Genomic DNA, 24,507 nt, shown 5'->3' on the forward strand with positions numbered 1-24,507 from the left:
GCGACCGCGCGAGGATCCGGAAGACCGGTCCTAGAAGACCGACTCGGCCTCGTCCATGCGGTCCTTCGGCACCGTCTTCAGCTCGGTGACGGCCTCCGCGAGCGGCACCATCACGATGTCGGTGCCGCGCAGCGCGGTCATCTTGCCGAACTCGCCGCGGTGCGCGGCCTCGACGGCGTGCCAGCCGAAGCGGGTGGCGAGGACGCGGTCGTAGGCGGTGGGGACGCCGCCGCGCTGGACGTGGCCGAGAATGACCGGCTTGGCCTCCTTGCCCAGGCGCCGCTCCAGCTCGTAGGCGAGGGCGGTGCCGATGCCCTGGAAGCGCTCGTGGCCGTACTGGTCGATCTCGCCCTTGCCGTAGTCCATGGTGCCCTCGGCGGGGTGGGCGCCCTCGGCGACGCAGATGACGGCGAACTTCTTGCCGCGGGCGAACCGCTCCTCGACCATCTTGACCAGGTCGGCGGGGTCGAAGGGCCGCTCGGGCAGGCAGATGCCGTGGGCGCCGGCGGCCATGCCGGACTCCAGGGCGATCCAGCCGGCGTGCCGGCCCATGACCTCGACGACCATCACCCGCTGGTGGGACTCGGCGGTGGTCTTCAGACGGTCCATCGCCTCGGTGGCCACGCCCACGGCCGTGTCGAAGCCGAAGGTGCGGTCGGTGGAGGAGATGTCGTTGTCGATGGTCTTCGGTACGCCGACGACCGGCAGACCCGCGTCGGAGAGCATGCGGGCCGCGGTGAGGGTGCCCTCGCCGCCGATCGGGATCAGCGCGTCGATGCCGAACTCCTCGACCATGTCCGCGGCGCCCTCGCAGGCTTCGCGCAGCCGGTCGCGCTCCAGGCGGGAGGAGCCGAGGATGGTGCCGCCGCGGGCCAGGATGCCGCTGACCGCGTCCAGGTCGAGGGGCCGGTAGTGGCGGTCGAGCAGGCCGCGGTAGCCGTCCTCGAAGCCGATGACCTCGTCCCCGTACTGGGCGACCGCCCGGTGCACGACCGAGCGGATCACGGCGTTCAGGCCGGGGCAGTCGCCGCCTGCGGTGAGAACTCCGATGCGCATCGTGCTGTGTCTCCTGCTCGCTGTCGTGTGCCGGTGAGCCAGTGCCGATTCTTTCACGTCCGCCGGAGCGGTGAAGTCCTGACGGGCGCCTTATCCGTCAGCAGGGGTATTGTCAAGAGGGTTCGGCTCACCTTGGTGGGCGATTTTTATGCCGAAGAGGCGACAGAAGCGACATGAGGAACGGAGTGGACACGTGACGCGCAGCGTGTACGTGACCGGGATCGACCGCGGTGACGGCCGCCAGGTCGTGGAGCTGGGGGTCATGGAACTCCTCACCCGGCAGGTCGACCGGGTGGGCGTGTTCCGTCCACTCGTCCACGACGGACCCGATCGGCTGTTCGAGCTGCTGCGGGCCCGGTACCGCCTCGCGCAGGACCCGGCGACGGTCTACGGCATGGACTACCAGGAGGCGTCCGCGCTCCAGGCCGAGCAGGGCACGGACGAGCTGGTCTCCGCCCTCGTCGACCGCTTCCACCTGGTGGCCCGGGACTACGACGTGGTCCTGGTCCTCGGCACCGACTTCGCCGGCACCCAGCTGCCGGACGAGCTGTCCCTGAACGCCCGGCTCGCCAACGAGTTCGGCGCCTCGGTCATCCCCGTGGTGGGCGGCCGCAAGCAGACCGCCGAGTCGGTGCTGGCCGAGACCCGCAACGCCTACCGCGCCTACGACGGGCTCGGCTGCGACGTGCTGGCCATGGTCACCAACCGGGTGGCCCGCGAGGACCGCGACAAGATCGCCGGGCGGCTGGCCGACCGGCTGCCGGTGCCCTGCTACGTGGTCCCCGACGAGCCCGCGCTCTCCGCGCCGACGGTCGCCCAGATCGCCCACACCCTGAACGCCAGGGTGCTGCTCGGCGACGACTCCGGCCTCGCCCGGGACGCGCTGGACTTCGTCTTCGGCGGCGCCATGCTGCCCAACCTGCTGGGCGCCCTGACCCCGGGCTGCCTGGTGGTCACCCCGGGCGACCGGGCCGACCTGGTCGTGGGCTCGCTGGCCGCGCACAGCGCCGGCACCCCGCCGATCGCCGGTGTGCTGCTGACGCTCAACGAGGTGCCGCGCGACGAGATCCTGACCCTGGCCGCCCGGCTCGCCCCGGGCACCCCGGTGCTGTCGGTGTCCGGCAACAGCTTCCCCACCGCCGAGCAGCTGTTCTCGCTGGAGGGCAAGCTGAACGCGGCCACCCCGCGCAAGGCGGAGACCGCCCTCGGCCTGTTCGAGCGCCACGTCGACACCGCCGAGCTGGCCCGCCGGGTCTCGGCGCCGAGCAGCGACCGGGTCACCCCGATGATGTTCGAGCACAAGCTGCTGGAGCAGGCCCGCTCCGACAAGCGGCGGGTGGTGCTCCCGGAGGGCACCGAGGAGCGGGTGCTGCACGCGGCCGAGGTGCTGCTGCGCCGGGGCGTGTGCGACCTGACCCTGCTCGGCCCCGAGGACCGGATCCGCAAGAAGGCCGCGGACCTCGGCATCGACCTCGGCGACACCCAGCTGATCGACCCGGCCACCTCCGGGCTGCGCGACGCCTTCGCCGAGAAGTACGCGGCCCTGCGCGCCCACAAGGGCGTCACGGTCGAGCTGGCCTACGACGTCGTCTCCGACGTGAACTACTTCGGCACCCTGATGGTCCAGGAGGGCCTGGCCGACGGCATGGTCTCCGGCTCGGTGCACTCCACGGCCGCCACCATCCGGCCCGCCTTCGAGATCATCAAGACCCGGCCAGACGCCTCCATCGTCTCGTCGGTGTTCTTCATGTGCCTGGCCGACAAGGTGCTGGTCTACGGCGACTGCGCGGTCAACCCGGACCCGAACGCCGAGCAGCTCGCGGACATCGCCATCCAGTCGGCGGCCACCGCCGCCCGGTTCGGCGTGGAGCCGCGGATCGCGATGCTGTCGTACTCCACCGGCACCTCCGGCTCGGGCGCCGACGTGGACAAGGTGCGCGAGGCCACCGAGCTGGCCCGCTCGCGCCGGCCGGACCTGAAGATCGAGGGCCCGATCCAGTACGACGCGGCCGTGGAGCCGTCCGTCGCGGCGACCAAGCTGCCCGACTCGGACGTGGCCGGGCAGGCGACGGTGCTGATCTTCCCGGACCTCAACACAGGCAACAACACCTACAAGGCCGTGCAGCGCTCGGCCGGCGCGATCGCCGTCGGCCCGGTCCTCCAGGGCCTGCGCAAGCCGGTCAACGACCTGTCCCGCGGCGCCCTCGTCCAGGACATCGTCAACACGGTCGCCATCACGGCGATCCAGGCCCAGACCCCCGCCCACACCCCCACCGAGAAGGCGTCCCAGCAGTGACCTCCCCCACCCGTGTCCTCGTCCTCAACTCCGGCTCCTCGTCGCTGAAGTACCAGCTGCTGGACATGCGGGACAGCAGCCGCCTCGCGGTGGGCCTGGTCGAGCGGATCGGCGAGCAGACCTCCCGGATCGAGCACACCTGCCTCGCCGGCGGCGACACCCGCGAGCACACCGGCCCCATCGCCGACCACGAGGCCGCCCTCAAGGCCGTCGCCGAGGAGCTGGGCCGCGACGGCCTCGGCCTGGACTCCCCCGAACTGGCCGCCATCGGGCACCGGGTGGTGCACGGCGGGATGTTCTTCACCGAGCCCACCGTCATCGACGACGAGGTGCTCACCGAGATCGAGCGGCTGATCCCGGTCGCCCCGCTGCACAACCCGGCCAACCTCACCGGCATCCGCACCGCCCAGGCGCTGCGCCCGGACCTGCCCCAGGTCGCCGTCTTCGACACCGCGTTCCACACGACGATGCCGGAGTCCGCGGCGCGCTACGCCATCGACCCGAAGATCGCCGACCGCCACCGGATCCGCCGCTACGGCTTCCACGGCACCTCGCACGCCTACGTCTCCCGCGAGACCGCGCGGCTGCTGGGCAAGGACCCGTCCGAGGTCAACGTGATCGTGCTGCACCTGGGCAACGGCGCCTCCGCCTCCGCGGTGGAGAAGGGCCGCTGCGTGGACACCTCCATGGGGCTGACCCCCTTGGAGGGGCTCGTGATGGGTACGCGGTCCGGTGATCTGGATCCGGCCGTCATCTTCCATTTGGCCCGGGTTGGCGATATGTCCATGGACGAGATCGACACTCTTCTCAACAAGAGGAGCGGCCTGTTCGGTCTGTGCGGGGACAACGACATGCGGGAGATCCGCCGCCGGATCGACGAGGGCGACGAAGAGGCCGCGCTCGCCTTCGACATTTACATTCACCGGATCAGGAAGTACATCGGCGCCTATTACGCGGTGCTCGGCACCGTGGACGCGGTGGCCTTCACGGCCGGGGTCGGGGAGAACGCGGCACCGGTACGGGAGGCGGCGGTCGCGGGCCTGGAGGGCCTGGGCCTGGCGGTCGACCCGGAGCGCAACGCCGTGCGCGGCGGCGGGGCGCGGCTGATTTCGCCGGAGTCCGCCCGGGTGGCGGTCGCCGTGGTGCCGACGGATGAAGAACTGGAGATCGCGACGCAGACCTACGCACTGGTCGGAAAGAACAACTGAATAGCACCTGAGCGGTGCGGCACTCATTTGTATCTTCCGCCAGACGGAATATTCCGTAGCGAAACAAACCGATAGGATCGCCCCATGCGCCGTTCGAAAATCGTCTGTACTCTCGGCCCCGCGGTCGACTCCCACGAGATGCTCGTCGCCATGATCGAGGCGGGCATGAACGTAGCCCGCTTCAACTTCAGCCACGGCACCCACGCCGAGCACCAGGCGCGGTACGACCGCGTCCGGGCCGCGTCCAAGGAGACCGGCCGCCCCATCGGCGTCCTCGCCGACCTCCAGGGCCCGAAGATCCGTCTGGAGACCTTCGCCGAGGGTCCGGTCGAGCTGGAGCGCGGTGACGAGTTCGTCATCACGACCGAGGACGTGCCGGGCGACAAGCACATCTGCGGTACGACGTACAAGGGGCTGCCGGGCGACGTCTCGCGCGGCGACCAGGTCCTGATCAACGACGGCAACGTCGAGCTGAAGGTCCTGGACGTCGAGGGCCCGCGGGTGCGGACGATCGTCATCGAGGGCGGTGTCGTCTCCGACCACAAGGGCATCAACCTGCCCGGCGCGGCCGTGAACGTCCCCGCGCTGAGCGAGAAGGACGTCGAGGACCTGCGCTTCGCCCTCCGCATGGGCTGCGACATGGTCGCGCTGTCCTTCGTCCGGGACGCCAAGGACATCCAGGACGTGCACCGCGTCATGGACGAGGAGGGGCGCCGCGTCCCCGTCATCGCCAAGGTGGAGAAGCCGCAGGCGGTGGAGAACATGGAGGACGTCGTCGCGGCGTTCGACGCCGTGATGGTCGCCCGTGGCGACCTCGCCGTCGAGTACCCGCTCGAGAAGGTCCCCATGGTGCAGAAGCGCCTGATCGAGCTGTGCCGGCGCAACGCCAAGCCGGTGATCGTCGCGACCCAGATGATGGAGTCGATGATCACCAACTCCCGGCCGACCCGCGCCGAGGCCTCGGACGTGGCCAACGCGATCCTGGACGGCGCGGACGCGGTCATGCTGTCGGCCGAGTCCTCGGTGGGCGCGTACCCGGTCGAGACGGTCAAGACCATGTCGAAGATCGTCACCGCCGCCGAGCAGGAGCTGCTGTCCAAGGGCCTGCAGCCGCTGGTGCCGGGCAAGAAGCCGCGCACCCAGGGCGGTTCGGTGGCCCGCGCGGCCTGCGAGATCGCCGACTTCCTCGGCGGCAAGGGCCTGGTCGCGTTCACCAAGTCCGGTGACACCGCGCGCCGGCTGTCCCGCTACCGCGCCACCCAGCCGATCATCGCCTTCACCACGGAGGAGTCGACCCGCAACCAGCTCACCCTGAGCTGGGGCGTCGAGTCCCACGTCGTGCCGTTCGTGAACACCACGGACGAGATGGTCGACCTGGTGGACCAGGAGGTCGCCAAGCTGAGCCGGTTCGACGCGGGCGACACCGTGATCATCACCGCCGGCTCGCCCCCCGGCGTCCCCGGCACCACCAACATGCTCCGCGTCCACCACCTGGGCGACCAGAGCAACTGACCCGCCGGTCCCGTGACACACCGAGGGCGCCCCCTGCGACAGGGGGCGCCCTCGGCCTTGTGCGGCTCCCGGACCGGCTTGTGCGACCGCTCAGTCGGTCGTGTACATCCGCATCCCCGGAATGTTCAGGTTCCCGCCGAACTGGGCCGCCTGGACGACCTTGACGTGGGTGAAGTAGATCAGCGGGATGTTCAGCGGGGGCGGGCTGTCGGGGCTGAAGGTCACCGGGAGCAGCCCGAACAGGTTCCCGGAGATGCTCTCGGTGTACATCACCGTGTCGCCGCCGGTGATGGTGGACGTCGAGCCCTTGGCGGCCTGGACGTGGTAGGTCTTGCCCGCCTGCTTGTCCTTGACCGTCTGGTGCAGGTCACCGATCTCGGTGCCGTCGGAGATGACGTACTTCAGCACCTTCTTCGTGGTGCCGTTCGCCCTCCTGACCTCCACGATGCCCTGGTAGTCGGCGCCCTTGAGGTACAGGGAGCTGGCGTCCAGGTACCAGGGGTCGTCCGCCACCGCCACCGTGTTGTCGACGCCGCCCTCGTCGTCCGTGGCCACCGGGCAGTCCTCCGGGGCGGCGGATTCGCTCCCGGAGGGGCTCGGTGTGCCCGAAGGGCTGGAGGACGGGACGTCCGAAGGGGTGGACGAAGGACTGGTCGACGGGGTGGGGGTCGCCTCCCCGGCCGGCCCGGTGGTGTCCTTCCCGGCCGGCTCGGTGGTGTCCTTCCCGCCGGACTTCATACCGGTGCCGGCGGTGTCGTCGGCCGTCTTGGCCGTGCCCCCGGCCGTGTCCCCGGCATCCTCGGTCTTCGGCGACTGGGACGCCGTAGGTGCCGGGTCCGGAGCGTCCTCGGAGGTGCCGGTGTCCTTGTCCCGGCCGCCGGAGAGGATGTCACCGATCGTGTCGCCGATGGTGTCCAGGAGGTTCCCGTCCCGGGTCCTGGCCGACGCGTCCGTGTCAGTGCCGGAGCCCGAACCCGAGCCCGCCGCGACGGAGTCCGCCCCGGAGGAGTCCGAACTCGTGCCGGACGAGCCGGAGTTGCCTGTGTCCCGCCCGGCGGAAGCGGAGTCCGAGGTCGCGGTCGCTGTCGCGGTCGGTCCGGGCGTGGCCTTGTCGTCGGAACCTGAATCCGACGAAGAGGCACCGCCCTTGTCCTGCGCCTTCTCGCGCTCGCCCGCTTTCCCGCTCGCGGTGGTTTTCTCCAGTGACGGCGCGTCCGACGCCTTCTCGGAGGCGGACGGCGACGGCGACTGAGACGGGTCCTTGTCCTTGTCCTGGTCCTGCCCCTTGTCCTCGTCCAGCGCCTTGACGCAGGCTTCGTACTCCTCGCGCGTCAGGTCCTTGGCCGACGCGGAGGTGGACGCGGACGGGTGCGGGGACGGGGAAGAGGAGTTGCCGTTGTTGTCGGCGAGGGCCAGCGTGGACGTGAAGCCCATGCCCATGAACACGGCCGTGGGCATCGCCACGGAGGCTATGGCCTTGCCGGCCGGCATGTGGAACCTGGTGAACAGTGACTTCCTGGGGGCCGCGTGACGGGGCCCGGATCTCCCGCGGGGCCCGTCCACGTCGCTCCCGCGGGTCACCTCGTCAGCCGGCACTGTGCCTCCCGTTCACCCCGTTGACCGGGATCGTTCCTGACAGGTCGTTCGATTCCCGCACCCCCGGGGCCGTCCCGGATCCCGCGTCCCCGGGAGCGTCGCCGCCGTCGGCCGGAGCCGCCGCCGCCCGCCCCGCCGACTTGTCCGGCGCCCAGGCGACCGCCATGGCGCCGCCCAACAGCGACAGCAGGAAGCCGATGATGAAGCCACCGAAGTTGGAGACCGGGAGGGACACCAGCGCCAGCAGGATCGCGGCCACGCCGGCGAAGACCCGTACGTGCTGCTGGAACCACAGGGTCAGTCCCAGGACGACAAGGAGCACACCGATGATCAGGGACCCCGCTCCGGCGGTGGTCGCCATCGCCACCGTGAGCTGACCGAACTTGATGTGCGCGTACGGGAAGTACATGATCGGAAAGCCGCCGAGCATGACGTACAGACCAGCCCAGAACGGGCGGTGGCCCCGCCAGGCGCGGAACTGCAGCCTCCGGCGGGTGAACTGACCGGATACGGCGGCAGAAGTCTCGGCGCTCATGGACAACAGCTCCCTGGTACGGCGTTGCTCTGGTGATGTGGTACCGGCTGGGAAGGCCGGGAGTGAGGGGAGGACGGGGAAACCAGCGGCTCCCCCGCCCCTCAGCGTGTGCCTAGTAGCACTCGTACTTCGCGCCGCTGCCCCAGCTCAGCCCCATGTGCAGGTTGGACAGCCTGAACGTGCCGGCGGTGGTCGCCCACGCCGTCTGCCTCACGTCGGTCAGCGTGGCCGTGTCGGCCTGCTGCGCGAACCCGAAGGGGCTGGCCTTCTTCTGGTCGTACTCCTCGGGCTTGGGCTTGGGGCCCTTCACGCTGCCGGCCGCGACGCCGATGTCCATCTGCTTGAACACGGCATCTTTGGCGTCGAGGTTGGCGACGTCGATGTAGAGCTGCGACGCCTCGACCTTCTTGCCCTGGTCACCTGCGGTCAGCTTGAGGGTGACATCCTTGCCCAGGAGCGGAATCGGAGTGACCACGGACTGGCAAAGGTCGGTGATCTTGGCCGATTCGAACGCCGAGACCGCCACCGGGTGGGCCTCGTCCTTCTTGCCATCGAGGGACTTGCCTGTGTCGATCGCGCCGTACTGAGTGAAGCCCGTGCCTTCGAGCAGACCGGCGCGGACCTTGAACTCCTGCCCCGACACACTGAACGAAGCCGCGAGAGCGCCCTGCGCGAGGGCGACACCTATCGCGGCTGTAGCGGCCACGCTGGGCACCATGACCACAGCGAACCGCTTCCATCTGGTCCCGCCACGCACTTGGGACTCCATATTTCCTCCTTCTCGGACGTACATCTCCTGGCCCGGACTCGCCCTCGGACGGCGGCACAGCCGGGCAGGGATGGGAGAAGTGCTACGTCCTCGGAAAGGAGAGCGCCCGCACTCGGCGGCGCACCGCGCGCCCGAATCACCGGCGATCACCCCCGAGCGACAACCACTGGGTCGCGCCTGACACACATCACGCACAACCTTGCTGGACAGGCTTCGCCGGGGTGGCGAAGACCCCCCTGCCCTGGACCCGGCGCCACTGCCGCCGGCCCCGCTCGGTGGGGACCCCGACTGCCCCGCGACCCGGCCGGCTGCCGGGGTACGGGAAGGGACCGAGCGTCGCCGATCGTGGTGCATTCTCGGCCTGGACACAAGGGGGTTCGTTACTGGCTAGTAACGGCGGGATAACCGGAGGACGACCGACCGGTCTCGGAGCGCGACATACGGTCGCATCGCTGGGCAGAGCAAAGCCGTTGATCCCTGGACGAATCCAGACAGACCAACGGCCTCGGCTTACTCGGAGTAACAGCGGCCGCGTTTCCCAAGATTTGGTAAAGCGCGGCCGCCGTGATGCCCTGACGGAGAATCTTTCACCACGGCATCACAAGCCGTGGCCGGGTACCGCCCCTCAGAAAAGGGCGCGCGCGAGGGCCCGGCGAGCCGCCACGACCCGCGGGTCCTCCGGACCCACGACCTCGAACAGCTCCAGCAGCCGGCGCCGTACGGCGTCCCGGACGTCACCCGCCGTGCGCTGCACGGTGTCGATCAGCCGGCCGAACGCGTCCTCGACGTGACCGCCCACCAGATCCAGGTCGGCGGCGGCGATCTGCGCGTCGGCGTCCTTGGGCTTCTCGGCGGCTTCCTGACGCACCTTCTGCGGGTCCATGCCCTGCACCCGGCGGAGCAACTCCGCCTGCGCCAGGCCCAGCTTGGCCTCCGGGTGGCCCGGGTCGTCGGCCAGCACGTTCTGGTACGCCCGCACGGCTCCGTCCAGGTCGCCCGCGTCCAGCGCCTGCGCGGCGGCGTTCAGCGCCGCGTCGTACGGGCCCTCGGCCGGCGCGGCCGCCGGCGCGCCGCCCGGCTCGGCCTCCGGGTCGACGGTCAGACCGGTCAGCCCGAAGCGCTGCTCGGCCACCGCCACCAACTGGTCCAGGGTCTCCCGGATCTGCTGCTCGCCGGCCGCGCCCTGGAACAGCGGGAGCGCCTGGCCCGCGACGACGGCGAAGACGGCCGGGATGCCCTGGACCCCGAACTGCTGCATCAGCATCTGGTTGGCGTCGACGTCGATCTTGGCGAGGAGGAAGCGCCCGTTGTACTCGACGGCCAGCCGCTCCAGGACCGGGCTCAGCTGCTTGCAGGGCTGACACCACTCGGCCCAGAAGTCGATGACGACGGGGACTTCGGTGGAGCGCTGCAGGACGTCCCGCTCGAACCCCGCCTCATCGACGTCGATGACGAGATCTGCCGGGGAGACGGCCCCCGTCCCGCCCTGTCGGGCGGCTTCGGCGCGCGCCTGCTCGGCCTTGGCCTTGGCCTCCTGGGCCGCCTTCACCGCGGCGAGGTCGACGACACCGCTCATGGACATGTTCCGTGGCTGCATGCGTCTATCCTCCCCCGATCCGGCGCCTGAACGAAAAAGCATTGTGCGGCGCCGGGTCCCCACCCGCGCCTTGCGGCAATCGCCCGTGTACGTCCCTCACGCGCTTTCGCTACGAGTCGTAGCGTAATGCCATGAGGGCATCGCGTGGCACCGCACCCCGGTGATCTCCCTCACGGCCGCCCGGGACCCGCCGGTTATGGTCGGGGAATGCAGAGCCGCACCCCCGTCAGCCGTACCGGACGCCCGCGCAGTGCCGCCGCGGACGCCGCGATCCTGGCCGCGACCCGGGAAGCTCTGGTCGAGCTGGGCTGGTCCAAGCTCACCCTGTCAGACGTCGCGGTGCGGGCCGGGGTTGCCAAGACGACCCTGTACCGCCGCTGGGCCGGCAAGAACGAACTGGTCGTGGACGCCGTCGCGGAACTCTTCGACGAGCTGGAACTCCCCGACCTCGGCAGCCTCGCCGCCGACATCGAGGGCGTGGTCCTTCAGTTCGCGGCCATCCTCGCGCGCCCGGAGGCCCGCAGCGGGCTGATGGCGGTGGTCGCCGAGTCCACCCGCGACGACGCGCTGCGCGAACGCATCCGCGCCTCCATCGTGGACCGGCAGATGCGCCTGGTCCTCCAGGGCCGCGCCCGCGCCCAGCGGCGCGGCGAACTGCCCCCGGAGCCGGACCCCGGGCAGGCCGCCCGCACGGTCGACCTGATCTTCGACATGGTCGCGGGCGCGGTGGTCCACCGCACCCTGGTCAGCGGCAAACCGGCCGACGAGGAGTGGGTCCACAGCTTCATCCGCGTCCTCCTGCTGGGCCTGACGGGAGCGGCCCGCACCCCCTAGGGACGACCCCCGGGGACAGGGCCCCGCGCAGGGGACAGGGCCCCGCGCATGCGCGCCGCCCGCCGGGGCGGTCCCCGGCGGGCGGCGCGTCCGTGGTCCGGTCAGAAGCCGGCCGGCTCGGTGTAGACCCCCCACTCGTCCCGCAGCACCCCGCAGATCTCGCCCAGGGTGGCCTCGGCGCGTACGGCGTCCAGCATCGGCTCGATCATGTTGGCCCCGGAGCGGGCCGCCGCCAGCATGCCGTCGAGGGCGGCCCGCACGGCCGCCTCGTCGCGGGCGGCCCGGCGCCCGGCGAGGGCCCGGACCTGCTCCCGCTCCACCTCGTGGCTGACCCGCAGGATCTCCAGGTCTCCGGTCACCGACCCGGTGTGGACGTTGACGCCCACCACCTTCTTGTCGCCCTTCTCCAGCGCCTGCTGGTAGCGGAAGGCGGACTCGGCTATCTCGCCGGTGAACCAGCCGTCCTCTATACCGCGCAGGATCCCGGAGGTGATCGGCCCGATCGGGTGACGGCCGTCCGGGTGAGCCCGCAGGCCCCGCTCCTTGATCTGTTCGAAGACCTTCTCCGCGTCCGCCTCGATCCGGTCCGTCAGCTGCTCGATGTACCAGGAGCCGCCCAGCGGGTCGGCCACATTGGCGACCCCGGTCTCCTCCATCAGCACCTGCTGGGTGCGCAGCGCGATCTCCGCGGCCTGCTCGCTGGGCAGCGCGAGGGTCTCGTCCAGGGCGTTGGTGTGCAGCGAGTTCGTCCCGCCGAGCACGGCGGCCAGCGCCTCCACGGCCGTGCGCACCACGTTGTTGTACGGCTGCTGCGCGGTCAGCGACACGCCGGCCGTCTGGGTGTGGAAGCGGAGCCACTGCGCCTTGTCGCTCTTCGCCCCGTACACGTCCCGCATCCACCGCGCCCAGATGCGCCGGGCCGCGCGGAACTTGGCGATCTCCTCGAAGAAGTCCACGTGCGCGTCGAAGAAGAAGGACAGCCCCGGCGCGAAGACGTCCACGTCCAGGCCGCGGCTGAGCCCCAGCTCGACGTACCCGAACCCGTCGGCCAGGGTGTACGCCAGCTCCTGCGCGGCCGTGGCCCCGGCCTCCCGGATGTGGTAGCCGGAGACCGACAGCGGCTTGTACGCGGGGATGCCCGCCGCGCAGTACTCCATCAGGTCGCCGATCAGCCGCAGATGGGGCTCCGGCTGGAAGAGCCACTCCTTCTGCGCGATGTACTCCTTGAAGATGTCCGTCTGCAGCGTCCCGTTGAGCACCCGCGGGTCGACGCCCTGGCGCTCGGCGGCGACCAGGTACATGCAGAAGACGGGCACGGCCGGACCGCTGATGGTCATGGAGGTCGTCACATCCCCCAGCGGGATGTCCTTGAACAGCACCTCCATGTCGGCGGCCGAGTCGATGGCGACCCCGCAGTGCCCGACCTCGCCGAGCGAGCGCGGGTCGTCGGAGTCGCGCCCCATGAGCGTCGGCATGTCGAAGGCGACGGACAGCCCTCCGCCGCCCGCCGCGAGGATCATCTTGTACCGCTCGTTGGTCTGCTCGGCGTTGCCGAAGCCGGCGAACTGGCGGATGGTCCAGGTGCGCCCGCGGTAGCCGGTCGGATGGAGCCCGCGCGTGAAGGGGTACTCCCCGGGCCAGCCGATCCGCTCGAATCCCTCGTACGTGTCACCCGGCCGGGGCCCGTACACCGGTTCCACGGGGTCACCGGAGAGCGTCGTGAAGTCCGCGTCCCGCTTGCGCGCGGCGTCGTAACGGGCCTGCCAGCGGCGGCGGCCCTCCTCTATGGCGTGAGCGTCCATACCTCCGAATTTACTTGGACGTCCTAGTAAATGTCGATGGCAGACCGCCGTACGGCATCCGTACGGCGGTGTGGCTACGCCTCGGCGACGGCCGGAGTCTGCCCTGCGGCCTTGGCCTCGAGCTCGCGGCTGATCTTGCGCTCGACGAAGAACGCGGCCGTGGGAATCGTGCCCGCGATCAGCACCCACAGCTGCTTGCCGACCGGCCACTTCGCCTTGGAGCCCAGGTCGAAGGCGAAGACCAGGTAGACCACGTACAGCCAGCCGTGGGCGATGGCGACGACCCGCGTGAAGTCGGCGGCGCCGTCCATGTCCAGCCCGTACTTCGCGATCATGCTCAGGCACAGCAGCACCAGCAGGACACCCGTGGTGTAGGCCAGGACGCGGTAGCGGGTCAGCACGCTTTTTTTCATGGAGTCGAGCGTAACCACCCGTTCCGGGAGATCTTGCCCCGGGTCACTCCTCCGTGAAGTCGTGTGCCGCGATCCGCAGGGGGCGGAACATCGCGAAGATCTCGCGGCACTCCTCCGCGTCGTACACACCGAGTCCGAAGTCCATGGCCATCAGGTCGCGGGTGGCCGCGTCGACCACCTCGCGGCCCTTGTCGGTGATGACGGCGAGGGTGCCCCGGCCGTCGTTGGGGTTGGGACGCTTGGCCACCAGCCCGGACTTCACCAGCCGGTCCACGGTGTTCGTCACGGACGTGGGATGCACCATCAACCGCTCACCGATCTTGGACATCGGCAGCTCACCGGCCTTGGAGAAGGTGAGCAGGACGAGCGCCTCGTAGCGGGCGAACGTCAGCCCGTACGGCTTGACCACCGCGTCGACCTCCGCGAGCAGGATCTGCTGGGCCCGCATGATGGAGGTGATCGCGGCCATGGAGGGCACGTTTCCCCATCGCTGCTTCCACAGCTCGTCGGCGCGGGCGATGGGGTCGAACGGAAGACTGAGAGGCTTGGGCACGTCATCAGACCCTACCGGCCGGTCATATGCCGGTCAGCTCTGTCTCGGCTTTCGGTCACCGGCCGTTCCCACCCGGGCGCGCGGGGCGATCGCGCGGCAGCACAGGGCGCCGAACACGCTCCCTGCCCGCACCGGACCGGCCGCTGCCGGAGCTGGACCCCCGGCTGTCCTGGAACGGCCGGAGGCCGCCACTCGCGCTGCGCGTCGCGTACGCCCGCACTCGCGTCGGGCAGGGCCTGGTGCCGCTGCCGAGCGCCTTCTCCTGGCGCGGCCGCCGGGCCGCGACCGCGCCGCCGTCCTCGCGGCCCTGGCGGAACCGGCGACCACCAACGCCCTCGCCCACCGGCCGGGCCCCGCCGCGTCCTCGGTGCCGGCGCACCTGACGATCCCATGCGACGCCGACCTGCCGGCCTCCCGCCGCTACGGCCACCAGGCGCTGTACGAGCGGACGTCGCCGGGGGTGGCTATGGCGTCGGGAGTGCGGCGGCCCGCCCGGCTCGGGCGGAAGGGGTGCGGGCAACCGGCGTGGCACGCCCGCGCACGCCCCCCGTCACTGGGTCCGCCGCCGCAGCTGGTGCCGTACGGCGCGCTGGGCGACCGGGCCCAGGGACTCCACCGCGGCGACCAGGGCTCCCAGCTGCTCCAGCGCGTCCAGCGCCGCCCCGGCCCCGGCCTCGTCCACCCCTTCGTACAGTTCGATCCCGACGAAGGACGCGGCGACCGCGCGCGCCAGCCCCGCCGGGTCGGTGAACTCGCCGAACGGTGTCGCCGCCAGGACGCGGCGCAGGACCTGCTCGATCTCGGTGATCCACAGGTCGAGCCCGGCGGCGGTGGCCGGGCCCAGGCCGGGGTGGGTCGGGGCGCCGGCCAGCAACTGGCCGAGCAGGGCGACATGGCCCCCGGCCCGCTCGCCCTCGTGGATCTCGCGGCCGACGGTCAGGAGCTCGGACAGCGTGCCGACCCCGGCGAGCCGCTCCCGGTAGCGGGCCACCGCCTTCTCCGCCCCGTACCGGCAGGCCGCGGCGAGCAGCTCGTCCACGGATCCGAAGTGGTAGAAGACCAGCGCCTGGTTGACGCCGGCCGCCGCGGCCACCGTACGGGCCGAGGTCTTGGCGATGCCCTGTTCGGTGAGGGTGCGCAGGGCGCCCTCCAGCAGTCTGGTCTTGGTCTCCTGGGACCTCGCGGTCTCCGGGCTCATGCGCGCGCCTCCTCCCGCACCGGGCGCAGCCCGGGCCGTACGCCGCGGGCGCGGATGTCGGTGTACGAGGCCGTGAAGGAGCCCTCGTAGCCGAAGAGCGGCCCGAAGTACCGGTTCACCACGCGCACCCGGATCCGGAAGCGGCCGGTGGTGTCGTCGTAGGACTCGCGCACCTCCGCGGTGGCGCCGACGAGGTCGGGGACGCGGAGGTCCACCGGGCCCTCCCGGAACCGGTGCGTCCCGGAGCGGATGAGCAGGGAGCCGTCGGGTTCGGCGTGGAAGCGCAGGTCGGTGGCGAGGTGCTGGTGGGTGCCTAGGTAGTCCACGACACGGTCGCCTCGGGGGCCGAGGACCATCTGCGCGTCGAAGCGGCGGGGCCGGCCGGGCAGGTCGAAAGTGCGCACGAAACTCACCGTCTCACGGCCGAAGCCGTCGGTGTACGGCACGTTCTCGATCACGAAGGGAACGTTCCGGCCGGCCCGCGGGACGAGGATGTTGCGGGTGCCGCCGAGGGCGAGGAACGGCCTCACGAACGCCGGTCCGTGCCAGATGCGGTCCATCACGCCGCGTCCGGTGCACGCCTCTCCGCCGGCCAGGCCGACGGAGAAGCGGCGGCGCAGGGCGGGGTGGAGGCGGTCGAAGGCGGGGCCCATCGCGGTCCGGAAGATCGAGGTCATCGGTACTTCTCTAGGGGCGTCGTCGGTGCGTGCCTGTCCAGGGGTGTCGTCGGTGCGTGCCTGTTGTCCTGGGAGGCGCCTCGCCGGGGGCGTCATCGGTGGTTCTGCGGGAACGCCCCCCGTGGCCCTCGGGGAACGTCGTCGCGGTTCTCCGAGGCCCGTCATCCGTGTTTCTCCAGCGTCTCCAGCAGGCGGGGCGCCCGGGTGCGGGTGGCCGGCGTGCGCCGGCAGCGGCGGGCGGCCGGGGTGCCGGCGAGGGGCGCCTTGAACAGGGCGAGGAAGGCGCCGGGTACGAGCAGCAGCGGGCACAGGTAGGCCGTGGCGTCGGCGAGGGGGCCGGGCAGGCCGAGGGGCGAGCCGTTGCCGAGCACGGTCAGGCAGAGGGCGAGGACCAGGGCCCGGACGGTGAGTTCGGCGAGCCAGTTGCGGCGGGCCCGCTCGGGGGTGATGCCCCGCTCCAGCCAGAGCCGGAGCCGGTCGAAGGACCAGGCGGTCGCCCAGCCCATGAGGGGGCGGAACAGCAAGCGGTCGGCGACGGCGCCGACGGGGCCCCAGCGTGGGCGGTAGTCGTAGCCGGTGAGGAAGCGGACGCCGTGGGCGTCGGGCACGTAACGCCAGTAGCCGCTGCCCTCGGCGATGAGGGAGAGGGGGTGCGGGGAGGCGAAGCGCAGGGCGGAGGTGCGGGTGCCGTCGGCGCGCTCCTTCTCGCCGGCGGCGACGCCGGTGCCGGAGACGGTGAGGAACGGCAGCACGCGCGTGGCGTAGCGGAAGCGCTGCGGTTCGCCTTCCGCGCGCGGGAGGTAGGCGATCTCGGTGAAGCGCAGGTCCCAGCGTTGGTGCCGGGCGGGGTCCTGGGTGCGCGCCCACAGTTCGTCGAGGTCGGCGCGGATGTGCGTCTCTATGTAGAGACCCATGTGTTCCCCCACGTGAGCACCGTGTTTGAGCGACCGCTCAAATCATCTGGCGCCGAACGTACACCGCTTTGAGCGATCGCTCAAACAGGGGGGACGGGAAAACCCCGGCCCAGAGGACCGGGGTTTTCGGGAAGGGGCCGCGCTACTGGGCGAGGTACCGCTCGACGGTCTCCACCTTGCTGGTGAGCCCGTCGGTCACCCCGGGGCGGATGTCGGCCTTGAGGACGAGCGACACGCGCGGGGCGCGGGCCTCCACGGCGGCGACGGCGCGCTTGACGACGTCCATGACCTCGTCCCACTCGCCCTCGATCGAGGTGAACATGGCGTCGGTGCGGTGGGGCAGGCCCGACTCGCGGACCACGCGCACGGCGTCGGCGACGTACTCCCCCACGTCCTCACCGACGCCGAGGGGCGTCACGGAGAAGGCGACGATCATGCGTTCACGACCCCTTCCTGGCGGGCGCGGGCGGCGATGACGGCGTCCTCGGCCTCCCGGCGCAGCTTGCGCTCGGCGAAGAAGCCGCCGGTGGGCAGCACCGACAGGACGAAGTAGAGGGCGGCCGTCTTCAGGGACCACTTGGTGCGGTTCCAGGCGTCCGCCCAGAAGATCACGTACAGGATGAAGAGGACGCCGTGGATCGCTCCCATCACGGGGACCGCGTCGAAGTCCGTGGTCCGCTTCAGCACCGAGCAGACGAGCAGGATCAGGAAGGACACGGCCTCCGGGGCCGAGACCAGGCGGAGGCGGCGGAGGGCGGTGGCGGTCTTGATGTCCACGGGTCACCTTCGGTGGGAGGGTCGACGACGGTCTGCCGGTTACGGACTGCCGGTTTGTGCGTGCCGGTGCGTGCCGGCGTCAGCCGACGGCGGTGCCGCTTTGTGAACGCACGCACAAGCGTTCCCCCATTGTGGCAAACCTCGCCCCTAGGGGTCGGCTCAGGGTGGGTTTCCACCCGTGGGCCCTGTTCCGTCCACCCGTGCCGCCGCTAGTTTCGCAGCGTGGCGATGTTCCGACTCCAGGGCAGCAAGGTGCTCGCCGTCGACATGACCGGGGATGCCGTGAAGGCGAAGAACGGCTCGATGGTCGCGTACGACGGGCAGATGGCCTTCAAGAAGCTGAGCGGCGGCGGCGAGGGGCTGCGGGGAATGGTGACCCGGCGGCTCACCGGCGAGCAGATGACGGTGATGGAGGTGAAAGGGCATGGGACGTGCTGGTTCGCGGACCGGGCGTCCGAGATCAACCTGGTCGCCCTCCAGGGCGACAAGCTCTACGTCGAGGCGGGCAATCTGCTGGTGACGGACGCGGGGCTGCGCACGGGCACGACGTTCACCGGGGTGCGCGGCGCCTCCCAGGGCAACGGCCTGTTCACGACGACCGTGGAGGGGCACGGGCAGGCGGCGATCCTCTCCGACGGCCCGGCGGTCGTCCTCCGGGTGACCCCGCAGTACCCGCTGACCGTCGACCCGGGCGCCTATGTCGCCCACCAGGGTGATGTCCGGCAGTCCTTCCAGTCCGGTGTGACGTTCCGCACGCTCCTCGGGGAGGGCGGCGGCGAAGCCTTCCAGATCCGCTTCGAGGGCGACGGGCTGGTGTACGTGCAGCCGAGCGAGCGGACCACGATCGCGGGGGACGTGTGATGACCTTCCGGGAGATCAACTCCAAGATGGTGGAGGCGACCGTGGCGCCGGGGCAGCGGCTGTTCAGCCAGCGCGGCGCGATGCTCGCCTACCGCGGGGACGTGTCCTTCACGCCCAACGTCCAGGGCGGCCAGGGCGGGCTGATGTCCATGATCGGGCGCCGGGTGGCCGGCGAGGCGACCCCGCTGATGACGGTCGAGGGCAGCGGCACGGTGTTCTTCGGGCACGGCGGCCACCACGTCCACGTGATCACCCTCTCCGGCGACACGCTCTATGTGGAGGCCGACCGGCTGCTCGCCTTCGAGGGCACCCTGCGGCAGGGCACGATGTTCATGGGTGCCCAGGGCGGGGTGATGGGCATGGTGCGCGGGCAGGTCACCGGGCAGGGGCTGTTCACGACCACGCTCCAGGGGCACGGCTCGGTGGCGGTGATGGCGCACGGCGGCGTCTTCGAGGTCCCGGTCACCCCGCAGCGCCCGGTCCACGTCGACCCGCAGGCGTACGTCGCCCACCACGGCGAGATCCGCAACAGGCTGTCCACCGCGCTCGGCTGGCGCGAGATGGTGGGCCGCGGCTCCGGCGAGGCGTTCCAGCTGGAGCTGAGCGGCGACGGCACGGTGTACGTCCAGGCGTCGGAGGAGAAGCTGTGAGCACCTACGGAACCCCGGGCGCCGGGCCGGTCGTGCACGATCCGCTGTCGCTGCCCGCCGACGACAACGTCACCCCGTACACCTTCTGTGTGGAGCTGAAGAACGGGCAGTGGTTCCTGCAGAAGGGCAAGATGATCGCCTACTACGGGTCGATCGAGTTCAACGGCATCGGGCATGGGCGACTCGACCGGCTTGTCCGTACGTCGTTTCATTCGCCACTGCACGCGAGCGACTGGGTCGTGGCGGAGGGCTCGGGGAAGATGCTGCTGGCCGACCGGGCGTTCGACGTCAACTCCTACGACCTGGACGACGGGAACTTGACCATTCGCGCGGGCAATCTGCTCGCTTTTCAGCCAAGTCTCGCGCTGAAACAGTCGATCGTCCCCGGCTTTCTGACCCTGCTCGGAACCGGAAAGTTCGTAGCCGCATCAAACGGACCGGTGGTGTTCGTGGAACCTCCGATCCGGGTGGACCCGCAGGCGCTCGTCGGGTGGGCCGACTGCCCGTCCCCGTGCCATCACTACGACCATGGGTACCTGACGGGTGTACTGGGCGGTCTACGTGCGGTGACGGGCCTCGGCGGGGTCTCCGGGGAGGAGCACCAGTTCGAGTTCGTCGGCGCGGGGACGGTCCTGCTGCAGTCGACCGAGACGCTCATGGCCGAGGCGGCGACGGGGGCGGTTCCGCCGGAGCCCGGGGTGCCGGGGGGTGGCGGAATGACACCGGGCGGGCACGGTCCGCAATCGTCGGGTCCACCGCGCCTTCCCGGACAGCTGGGAGACCTCCAGCGTCGCTTCGGGCTGTGAGCGGTAGTCTGCGGAGTGTGACGTCGAACGCGTGCGCACGTCACACCACCCAAGTTAGTTCGCCATTCAACTTCTTAGGTAGACTTCATTCATGGAGACCGAGACGGCCACGCGCTGGCTGACCGATGCGGAGCAGTGCGCCTGGCGCACCCACCTGGAGGTCAACAGGCTGTTGACGTACCAGCTCGAGAAGGATCTGCAGCCGTTCGGCCTGACAATGAACGACTACGAGATCCTGGTGAACCTGTCCGAGTCGGAGGACGTACGGATGCGGATGAGCGACCTGGCCTCCGCGACCCTTCAGTCCAAGAGCCGGCTCTCGCACCAGATCACGCGCATGGAGAACGCCAACCTGGTCCGCCGCGAGAACTGTGACACCGACCGGCGGGGTCTGTACGCCGTGCTCACGGACCACGGCATGGAGATGATGCGGAAGGTCGCCCCGCACCACGTGGCATCGGTGCGCCGGCACTTCATCGACCTGCTGTCGGCGGACGCGCTGATGGAACTGGACAAGGCGCTCAAGCCGGTCGCCGAGCACCTGCGAGGGCAGCGGGGACGTCCCTGATCCTGCCGCATGTGCGGGCGGCGGCACACCACACACCGCCGCCCGCGCAAGCCGCCCGGCACACTGACCGGCACCCATGTGTGTCCTTCCGGCACCGCTCACCCCGGCCCCCGTGAGCACGTCCGGCACCGCCACCGGCACCCGCCGGGCACGGGCCCGGAACGCCCGCGGCCACGCCGCCCGCACGGCGGCGGCCACCACCGGCGCCGGAGAACGGCGCACGGCGCACGGCGCACCGGTGGCCCTCGGCGGTCAGGCGGTGACGGCGTTCTCGTTCACCCGCCCGCGTGAGCCCGCCCGGCCAGGCACACCGCGCCATGCCCCCGTCCGGCGTCAGCGCGGCCCACTGGCGCGCATGGCCGGGCCGGGCGGTGGCGCGCGGCAGCCCGCGAGCGCGTGCCCGTGCCCATGCCGGCAGCGACCGCCTCGGGTACGCGCGGACGCCGGGTCGGCGCGGTCAGGAGGGCCGGCCGGGCGCCGTACGGCAGCGACATGGGCAGTGGCACCCGGAGCGGCCCGTGGCGGTCGGCCAGGGCGGCAGGCAGCGGCATCGCGAGGACCCTGGTGGCGCCGCAGGGACGGTACGACGCCAAAGACGGCCCGGGAGCCGGTGGCGGCGGTGACGGACGGCGGTACCGCGGGGCCGCCGTGGCGCAGGGCGGACGGCCCGTCAGGGCGGCGTGCGGGCGCGGCAGGCCCGGGGCACGCGCGCGACGGTGGCGTACGAGGGCCGCGGCAGGGGCGTGGACACGGGGACGTTCCTCTGGCGAAGCGCAAGAAGGGGCACCTGAGGCGCGGTGGCCGTCTGCGCGGCCCCGGTTGCCGGGGTGGCTCTACGCCAGGACGAAGGACAGCGTGCCGGTCACGGCAGCGGGGTGATCACCGGACCGGCCCGGGTTCAGCCCCGGGTCAGTTCCGCGACCAGTTCGTCCGCGGCGCGGTAGGGGTCCAGCTCGCCGGCGACGATGCGTTCGGCGAGGGCGCCGAGCCGGCGGTCGCCGTGCAGGTCGCCGATGCGTTCCCGCAGCGCGGTGACGGCGATGGTCTCCACCTCGCGGGCCGCGCGGGCCGTGCGGCGCTCGGCGAGGACGCCCCGCTCCTCCATCCAGGCCCGGTGCTTCTCCAGGGCCTCCACCACCTCGTCGACGCCCTCGGCGCGGGCCGCGACCGTCTTGACGATGGGCGGGCGCCAGTCGCCGGGGCCGCGGGCCTCGCCCAGCCCCAGCATGTGGTTCAGCTCGCGGGCGGTGGCGTCGGCGCCGTCCCGGTCGGCCTTGTTGACCACGTACACGTCGCCGATCTCCAGGATCCCGGCCTTCGCCGCCTGGATGCCGTCGCCCATGCCCGGGGCGAGCAGCACCACGCTGGTGTCGGCCTGGGAGGCGATCTCGACCTCGGACTGGCCGACGCCGACCGTCTCGACCAGGATCACGTCGCAGCCCGCCGCGTCCAGCACCCGGATGGCCTGCGGGGCGGCCCAGGCCAGCCCGCCGAGGTGGCCGCGGGTGGCCATGGAGCGGATGTAGACACCGGGGTCGGAGGCGTGGTCGGACATCCGGACCCGGTCGCCGAGCAGGGCGCCGCCCGAGAACGGGGAGGACGGGTCGACGGCCAGGACGCCGACCCTCCTGCCCTGCTTGCGGTAGGCGGTGACCAGCGCGGAGGTGGAGGTCGACTTGCCGACGCCGGGCGAGCCGGTCAGGCCCACCACATAGGCGTTGCCGGTCAGCGGCGCCAGGGCCGCCATGACCTCCCTCAGCTGCGGTGACGCCCCCTCCACCAGGGAGATCAGCCGGGCCACGGCCCGCGGCCGGCCTTCCCTGGCCTGGGCCACCAGAGAGGAGACGTCCTGCATCACAGCTCCGTTCACTTCACCGACGTACCGGGATCGACACCTACGGGGTCTCAGGCCTTCGGCACCCGCACGATCAGCGCGTCGCCCTGGCCGCCGCCGCCGCACAGCGCGGCGGCGCCGGTCCCGCCGCCCCGACGCTTGAGCTCCAGCGCCAAGTGCAGCACGAGGCGGGCGCCGGACATGCCGATCGGGTGGCCGAGCGCGATGGCGCCGCCGTTGACGTTCACCTTTTCCGTGGACACGCCGAGGTCCTTCATTGACTGCACGGCGACCGCGGCGAACGCCTCGTTGATCTCGATGAGGTCCAGGTCGGAGACGTTCAGGCCCTCCTTCTCCAGCGCGTGCCGGATGGCGTTGGACGGCTGCGACTGGAGGGAGTTGTCGGGGCCGGCCACATTGCCGTGCGCGCCGATCTCGGCGAGCCAGTCGAGGCCGAGCTCCTGGGCCTTGGCCTTGCTCATCACGACCACGGCGGCGGCGCCGTCGGAGATCTGCGAGGAGGTGCCGGCGGTGATCGTGCCGTCCTTGGTGAAGGCCGGGCGCAGCTTGGCCAGGGACTCCGCGGTGGTGTCGGCGCGGATGCCCTCGTCCTTGCTGAACAGCACCGGGTCGCCCTTGCGCTGCGGGATCTCCACCGGGGTGATCTCGGCCTCGAACAGGCCGTTCTTCTGGGCGGCGGCGGCCCGCTGGTGGGACAGGGCGGCGATCTCGTCCTGCTCGGGGCGCTTGATGCCGAGGCGGGTGTTGTGCTTCTCGGTGGACTCGCCCATCGGGATGTTCTCCCACGGGTCGGTCAGGCCGTCGTAGGCCATCGCGTCGAGCATCTCGAGCGCGCCGTACTTGTAGCCCTCGCGGGAGCCGGGCAGCAGGTGCGGGGCGTTGGTCATGGACTCCTGGCCGCCCGCCACGACGATGTCGAACTCGCCGGCGCGGATCAGCTGGTCGGCGAGGGCGATGGCGTCGAGGCCGGAGAGGCACACCTTGTTGATGGTGAGCGCGGGGACGTTCATCGGGATGCCGGCCTTGACGGCGGCCTGGCGGGCCGGGATCTGGCCCGCCCCGGCCTGGAGCACCTGGCCCATGATCACGTACTGCACCTGGTCGCCGCCGATCCCCGCACGGTCGAGGGCGGCCTTGATCGCGAAGCCGCCGAGGTCGGCTCCGGAGAAGGACTTCAGGGAGCCCAGCAGCCGCCCCATGGGCGTCCGGGCGCCCGCGACGATCACCGAGCTGGTCGTTCCAGAAGACATGAGGTGCGATCCCCTTCCAGCTGCGCGCAGCCGAGGAGTGAACGAGGGTTTACTTCGAATGTACTGAGCGGTTGGACAGGTCGTCACCGGCCTGTCGGTGTGATCGCGCGCACGTTGCGTAACCACCCCGGGAGCGCTGCACTGAATCCATGCTGACGCGAATCGACCACATCGGGATCGCCTGCCACGACCTCGACGCGACCGTCGAGTTCTACCGGGCCACGTACGGCTTCGAGGTGTTCCACACCGAGGTCAACGAGGAGCAGGGCGTGCGCGAGGCCATGCTCCGCATCAACGGCACCTCCGACGGCGGCGCCTCCTACCTCCAGCTGCTGGAACCGGTCCGCGAGGACTCCACGGTCGCCAAGTGGCTCGCGAAGAACGGGGAGGGCGTCCACCACATCGCCTTCGGCACCGCGGACGTGGACGCCGACTCCGAGGAGATCCGCGGCAAGGGCGTGCGCGTGCTCTACGACGAGCCCCGGCGCGGCTCCATGGGCTCGCGGATCACCTTCCTGCACCCCAAGGACTGCCATGGCGTCCTCACAGAACTGGTCACTTCGGCCCCTGTTGAGACGCCCGAGCACTGACCCCCGTACATAAGGGCCGGTAGGGTTGGGGGCGGTCGTCCCGCCAACCGGGGCGACCGGGTCCTGCCGTTGCGGGCGGGACCGAGCCGGGGTCCGGGTTTCGCGGGACGAGCGTCGGGGCAGCAGCCCGTGCTCCGCCCTCTGTCCGACACCCTTCCCCGGGGGCCCCGTTCGGCGGATGGACGGAGCT

24 protein-coding genes are annotated in these 24,507 nt (G+C 71.1%); 9 read left to right on the plus strand and 15 right to left on the minus strand.

Going from position 1 to position 24,507, the window contains the following annotated elements; genetic code table 11:
• Nucleotides 1-30: 30 nt before the first annotated feature.
• Nucleotides 31-1,056, minus strand: a complete 1,026-nt coding sequence (locus ACSURM_RS12060; protein WP_181794792.1) for an ATP-dependent 6-phosphofructokinase — start codon at nucleotides 1,054-1,056, stop codon at nucleotides 31-33.
• A gap of 193 nt (nucleotides 1,057-1,249) precedes the next feature.
• On the opposite strand from ACSURM_RS12060, the gene pta reads away from it, so the two are divergent.
• From pta to pyk, 3 genes are all read left to right on the plus strand, one after another.
• Nucleotides 1,250-3,352 carry a phosphate acetyltransferase gene (gene pta, locus ACSURM_RS12065; protein WP_436955010.1) on the plus strand — a complete coding sequence of 701 codons (2,103 nt, stop codon included), beginning with the start codon at nucleotides 1,250-1,252 and terminating at the stop codon, nucleotides 3,350-3,352.
• The gene (locus tag ACSURM_RS12070) at nucleotides 3,349-4,560 is read left to right on the plus strand and encodes an acetate kinase (protein WP_436955011.1); all 1,212 of its coding nucleotides are present in this window, start codon (nucleotides 3,349-3,351) and stop codon (nucleotides 4,558-4,560) included. Before pta ends, ACSURM_RS12070 begins: the two co-directional genes overlap by 4 nt.
• 84 nt (nucleotides 4,561-4,644) lie before the next feature.
• Nucleotides 4,645-6,072 (plus strand): pyruvate kinase, encoded by a 1,428-nt coding sequence (gene pyk, locus ACSURM_RS12075; protein ID WP_436955012.1) that lies wholly within the window; start codon nucleotides 4,645-4,647, stop codon nucleotides 6,070-6,072.
• Between the two features lie 90 nt (nucleotides 6,073-6,162).
• On the opposite strand, the gene ACSURM_RS12080 is transcribed toward pyk, so the two are convergent.
• The 4 genes from ACSURM_RS12080 to ACSURM_RS12095 all read right to left on the minus strand — a co-directional run bounded on the left by ACSURM_RS12080 (nucleotide 6,163) and on the right by ACSURM_RS12095 (nucleotide 10,569).
• Nucleotides 6,163-7,530, minus strand: coding sequence for a hypothetical protein (locus tag ACSURM_RS12080; RefSeq protein ID WP_436955013.1), 1,368 nt, complete (start codon nucleotides 7,528-7,530; stop codon nucleotides 6,163-6,165).
• Between the two features lie 127 nt (nucleotides 7,531-7,657).
• The gene (locus tag ACSURM_RS12085) at nucleotides 7,658-8,203 is read right to left on the minus strand and encodes a DUF6114 domain-containing protein (protein WP_436955014.1); all 546 of its coding nucleotides are present in this window, start codon (nucleotides 8,201-8,203) and stop codon (nucleotides 7,658-7,660) included.
• Between the two features lie 112 nt (nucleotides 8,204-8,315).
• Complete coding sequence (locus ACSURM_RS12090) at nucleotides 8,316-8,972, minus strand: DUF6230 family protein (protein WP_436955015.1); 657 nt, start codon at nucleotides 8,970-8,972, stop codon at nucleotides 8,316-8,318.
• Between the two features lie 625 nt (nucleotides 8,973-9,597).
• Complete coding sequence (locus ACSURM_RS12095; RefSeq protein ID WP_436955016.1) at nucleotides 9,598-10,569, minus strand: tetratricopeptide repeat protein; 972 nt, start codon at nucleotides 10,567-10,569, stop codon at nucleotides 9,598-9,600.
• A gap of 207 nt (nucleotides 10,570-10,776) precedes the next feature.
• Here ACSURM_RS12095 and ACSURM_RS12100 point away from each other — a divergent pair, with 207 nt between their 5' ends.
• The gene (locus ACSURM_RS12100; protein WP_436955017.1) at nucleotides 10,777-11,403 is read left to right on the plus strand and encodes a TetR/AcrR family transcriptional regulator; all 627 of its coding nucleotides are present in this window, start codon (nucleotides 10,777-10,779) and stop codon (nucleotides 11,401-11,403) included.
• A 101-nt stretch (nucleotides 11,404-11,504) separates the two neighbouring features.
• Here ACSURM_RS12100 and ACSURM_RS12105 read toward each other — a convergent pair whose 3' ends face one another.
• The 8 genes from ACSURM_RS12105 to ACSURM_RS12140 form a co-directional block, all read right to left on the minus strand.
• Nucleotides 11,505-13,205: an acyl-CoA mutase large subunit family protein gene (locus ACSURM_RS12105; protein WP_436955018.1), complete on the minus strand. Its 1,701-nt coding sequence runs from the start codon at nucleotides 13,203-13,205 to the stop codon at nucleotides 11,505-11,507.
• Nucleotides 13,206-13,279: 74 nt separating this feature from the next.
• The gene (locus ACSURM_RS12110) at nucleotides 13,280-13,618 is read right to left on the minus strand and encodes a DUF3817 domain-containing protein (protein WP_436955019.1); all 339 of its coding nucleotides are present in this window, start codon (nucleotides 13,616-13,618) and stop codon (nucleotides 13,280-13,282) included.
• Between the two features lie 43 nt (nucleotides 13,619-13,661).
• Nucleotides 13,662-14,171, minus strand: a complete 510-nt coding sequence (locus ACSURM_RS12115; protein ID WP_030610206.1) for a MarR family winged helix-turn-helix transcriptional regulator — start codon at nucleotides 14,169-14,171, stop codon at nucleotides 13,662-13,664.
• A gap of 550 nt (nucleotides 14,172-14,721) precedes the next feature.
• Nucleotides 14,722-15,369, minus strand: coding sequence for a TetR/AcrR family transcriptional regulator (locus ACSURM_RS12120; RefSeq protein ID WP_436955020.1), 648 nt, complete (start codon nucleotides 15,367-15,369; stop codon nucleotides 14,722-14,724).
• Entirely contained in the window at nucleotides 15,366-16,046 is a 681-nt protein-coding gene (locus ACSURM_RS12125) for a DUF4166 domain-containing protein (RefSeq protein ID WP_436955021.1), read from the minus strand. Before ACSURM_RS12125 ends, ACSURM_RS12120 begins: the two co-directional genes overlap by 4 nt.
• Before the next feature lie 161 nt (nucleotides 16,047-16,207).
• Nucleotides 16,208-16,960: a hypothetical protein gene (locus ACSURM_RS12130; protein WP_436955022.1), complete on the minus strand. Its 753-nt coding sequence runs from the start codon at nucleotides 16,958-16,960 to the stop codon at nucleotides 16,208-16,210.
• 142 nt (nucleotides 16,961-17,102) lie between these two features.
• Nucleotides 17,103-17,396: an MTH1187 family thiamine-binding protein gene (locus tag ACSURM_RS12135; RefSeq protein ID WP_030790126.1), complete on the minus strand. Its 294-nt coding sequence runs from the start codon at nucleotides 17,394-17,396 to the stop codon at nucleotides 17,103-17,105.
• Entirely contained in the window at nucleotides 17,393-17,737 is a 345-nt protein-coding gene (locus tag ACSURM_RS12140; protein ID WP_436955023.1) for a DUF3817 domain-containing protein, read from the minus strand. Before ACSURM_RS12140 ends, ACSURM_RS12135 begins: the two co-directional genes overlap by 4 nt.
• A gap of 228 nt (nucleotides 17,738-17,965) precedes the next feature.
• On the opposite strand from ACSURM_RS12140, the gene ACSURM_RS12145 reads away from it, so the two are divergent.
• The 4 genes from ACSURM_RS12145 to ACSURM_RS12160 all read left to right on the plus strand — a co-directional run bounded on the left by ACSURM_RS12145 (nucleotide 17,966) and on the right by ACSURM_RS12160 (nucleotide 20,622).
• Nucleotides 17,966-18,598, plus strand: a complete 633-nt coding sequence (locus ACSURM_RS12145; protein WP_436961049.1) for an AIM24 family protein — start codon at nucleotides 17,966-17,968, stop codon at nucleotides 18,596-18,598.
• Nucleotides 18,598-19,248 (plus strand): AIM24 family protein, encoded by a 651-nt coding sequence (locus ACSURM_RS12150; protein ID WP_436955024.1) that lies wholly within the window; start codon nucleotides 18,598-18,600, stop codon nucleotides 19,246-19,248. The genes ACSURM_RS12145 and ACSURM_RS12150 overlap by 1 nt, the downstream gene beginning before the upstream one ends.
• Nucleotides 19,245-20,054: an AIM24 family protein gene (locus tag ACSURM_RS12155; protein ID WP_436955025.1), complete on the plus strand. Its 810-nt coding sequence runs from the start codon at nucleotides 19,245-19,247 to the stop codon at nucleotides 20,052-20,054. The genes ACSURM_RS12150 and ACSURM_RS12155 overlap by 4 nt, the downstream gene beginning before the upstream one ends.
• A 91-nt stretch (nucleotides 20,055-20,145) precedes the next feature.
• Complete coding sequence (locus ACSURM_RS12160) at nucleotides 20,146-20,622, plus strand: MarR family winged helix-turn-helix transcriptional regulator (protein WP_436955026.1); 477 nt, start codon at nucleotides 20,146-20,148, stop codon at nucleotides 20,620-20,622.
• A gap of 898 nt (nucleotides 20,623-21,520) precedes the next feature.
• On the opposite strand, the gene meaB is transcribed toward ACSURM_RS12160, so the two are convergent.
• Together meaB and ACSURM_RS12170 are read right to left on the minus strand one after the other, a co-directional pair.
• Nucleotides 21,521-22,477: a methylmalonyl Co-A mutase-associated GTPase MeaB gene (gene meaB, locus ACSURM_RS12165; RefSeq protein ID WP_436955027.1), complete on the minus strand. Its 957-nt coding sequence runs from the start codon at nucleotides 22,475-22,477 to the stop codon at nucleotides 21,521-21,523.
• Between the two features lie 50 nt (nucleotides 22,478-22,527).
• Entirely contained in the window at nucleotides 22,528-23,727 is a 1,200-nt protein-coding gene (locus ACSURM_RS12170) for an acetyl-CoA C-acetyltransferase (RefSeq protein ID WP_436955028.1), read from the minus strand.
• A 149-nt stretch (nucleotides 23,728-23,876) separates the two neighbouring features.
• Between ACSURM_RS12170 and mce the strand changes: the two genes are divergently transcribed.
• Nucleotides 23,877-24,317, plus strand: a complete 441-nt coding sequence (mce, locus tag ACSURM_RS12175; protein WP_030790098.1) for a methylmalonyl-CoA epimerase — start codon at nucleotides 23,877-23,879, stop codon at nucleotides 24,315-24,317.
• Nucleotides 24,318-24,507: the final 190 nt, after the last annotated feature.

Source organism: Streptomyces sp. SudanB182_2057 (assembly GCF_964272715.1).
GTDB lineage: Bacteria > Actinomycetota > Actinomycetes > Streptomycetales > Streptomycetaceae > Streptomyces > Streptomyces rubradiris.

What these genes read in the sequence shown, in the direction of transcription:
- ACSURM_RS12170 (WP_436955028.1), bottom strand. Translation starts at nt 23,727, where the DNA reads ATGTCTTCTGGAACGACCAGCTCGGTGATCGTCGCGGGCGCCCGGACG.
- ACSURM_RS12100 (WP_436955017.1), top strand. Translation starts at nt 10,777, where the DNA reads ATGCAGAGCCGCACCCCCGTCAGCCGTACCGGACGCCCGCGCAGTGCC.
- ACSURM_RS12120 (WP_436955020.1), bottom strand. Translation starts at nt 15,369, where the DNA reads ATGAGCCCGGAGACCGCGAGGTCCCAGGAGACCAAGACCAGACTGCTG.
- ACSURM_RS12110 (WP_436955019.1), bottom strand. Translation starts at nt 13,618, where the DNA reads ATGAAAAAAAGCGTGCTGACCCGCTACCGCGTCCTGGCCTACACCACG.
- meaB (WP_436955027.1), bottom strand. Translation starts at nt 22,477, where the DNA reads ATGCAGGACGTCTCCTCTCTGGTGGCCCAGGCCAGGGAAGGCCGGCCG.
- ACSURM_RS12090 (WP_436955015.1), bottom strand. Translation starts at nt 8,972, where the DNA reads ATGGAGTCCCAAGTGCGTGGCGGGACCAGATGGAAGCGGTTCGCTGTG.
- ACSURM_RS12125 (WP_436955021.1), bottom strand. Translation starts at nt 16,046, where the DNA reads ATGACCTCGATCTTCCGGACCGCGATGGGCCCCGCCTTCGACCGCCTC.
- ACSURM_RS12080 (WP_436955013.1), bottom strand. Translation starts at nt 7,530, where the DNA reads ATGCCCACGGCCGTGTTCATGGGCATGGGCTTCACGTCCACGCTGGCC.
- pyk (WP_436955012.1), top strand. Translation starts at nt 4,645, where the DNA reads ATGCGCCGTTCGAAAATCGTCTGTACTCTCGGCCCCGCGGTCGACTCC.
- ACSURM_RS12150 (WP_436955024.1), top strand. Translation starts at nt 18,598, where the DNA reads ATGACCTTCCGGGAGATCAACTCCAAGATGGTGGAGGCGACCGTGGCG.
- mce (WP_030790098.1), top strand. Translation starts at nt 23,877, where the DNA reads ATGCTGACGCGAATCGACCACATCGGGATCGCCTGCCACGACCTCGAC.
- ACSURM_RS12095 (WP_436955016.1), bottom strand. Translation starts at nt 10,569, where the DNA reads ATGCAGCCACGGAACATGTCCATGAGCGGTGTCGTCGACCTCGCCGCG.
- ACSURM_RS12105 (WP_436955018.1), bottom strand. Translation starts at nt 13,205, where the DNA reads ATGGACGCTCACGCCATAGAGGAGGGCCGCCGCCGCTGGCAGGCCCGT.
- ACSURM_RS12060 (WP_181794792.1), bottom strand. Translation starts at nt 1,056, where the DNA reads ATGCGCATCGGAGTTCTCACCGCAGGCGGCGACTGCCCCGGCCTGAAC.
- ACSURM_RS12145 (WP_436961049.1), top strand. Translation starts at nt 17,966, where the DNA reads ATGTTCCGACTCCAGGGCAGCAAGGTGCTCGCCGTCGACATGACCGGG.
- ACSURM_RS12085 (WP_436955014.1), bottom strand. Translation starts at nt 8,203, where the DNA reads ATGAGCGCCGAGACTTCTGCCGCCGTATCCGGTCAGTTCACCCGCCGG.
- ACSURM_RS12160 (WP_436955026.1), top strand. Translation starts at nt 20,146, where the DNA reads ATGGAGACCGAGACGGCCACGCGCTGGCTGACCGATGCGGAGCAGTGC.
- ACSURM_RS12135 (WP_030790126.1), bottom strand. Translation starts at nt 17,396, where the DNA reads ATGATCGTCGCCTTCTCCGTGACGCCCCTCGGCGTCGGTGAGGACGTG.
- ACSURM_RS12130 (WP_436955022.1), bottom strand. Translation starts at nt 16,960, where the DNA reads ATGGGTCTCTACATAGAGACGCACATCCGCGCCGACCTCGACGAACTG.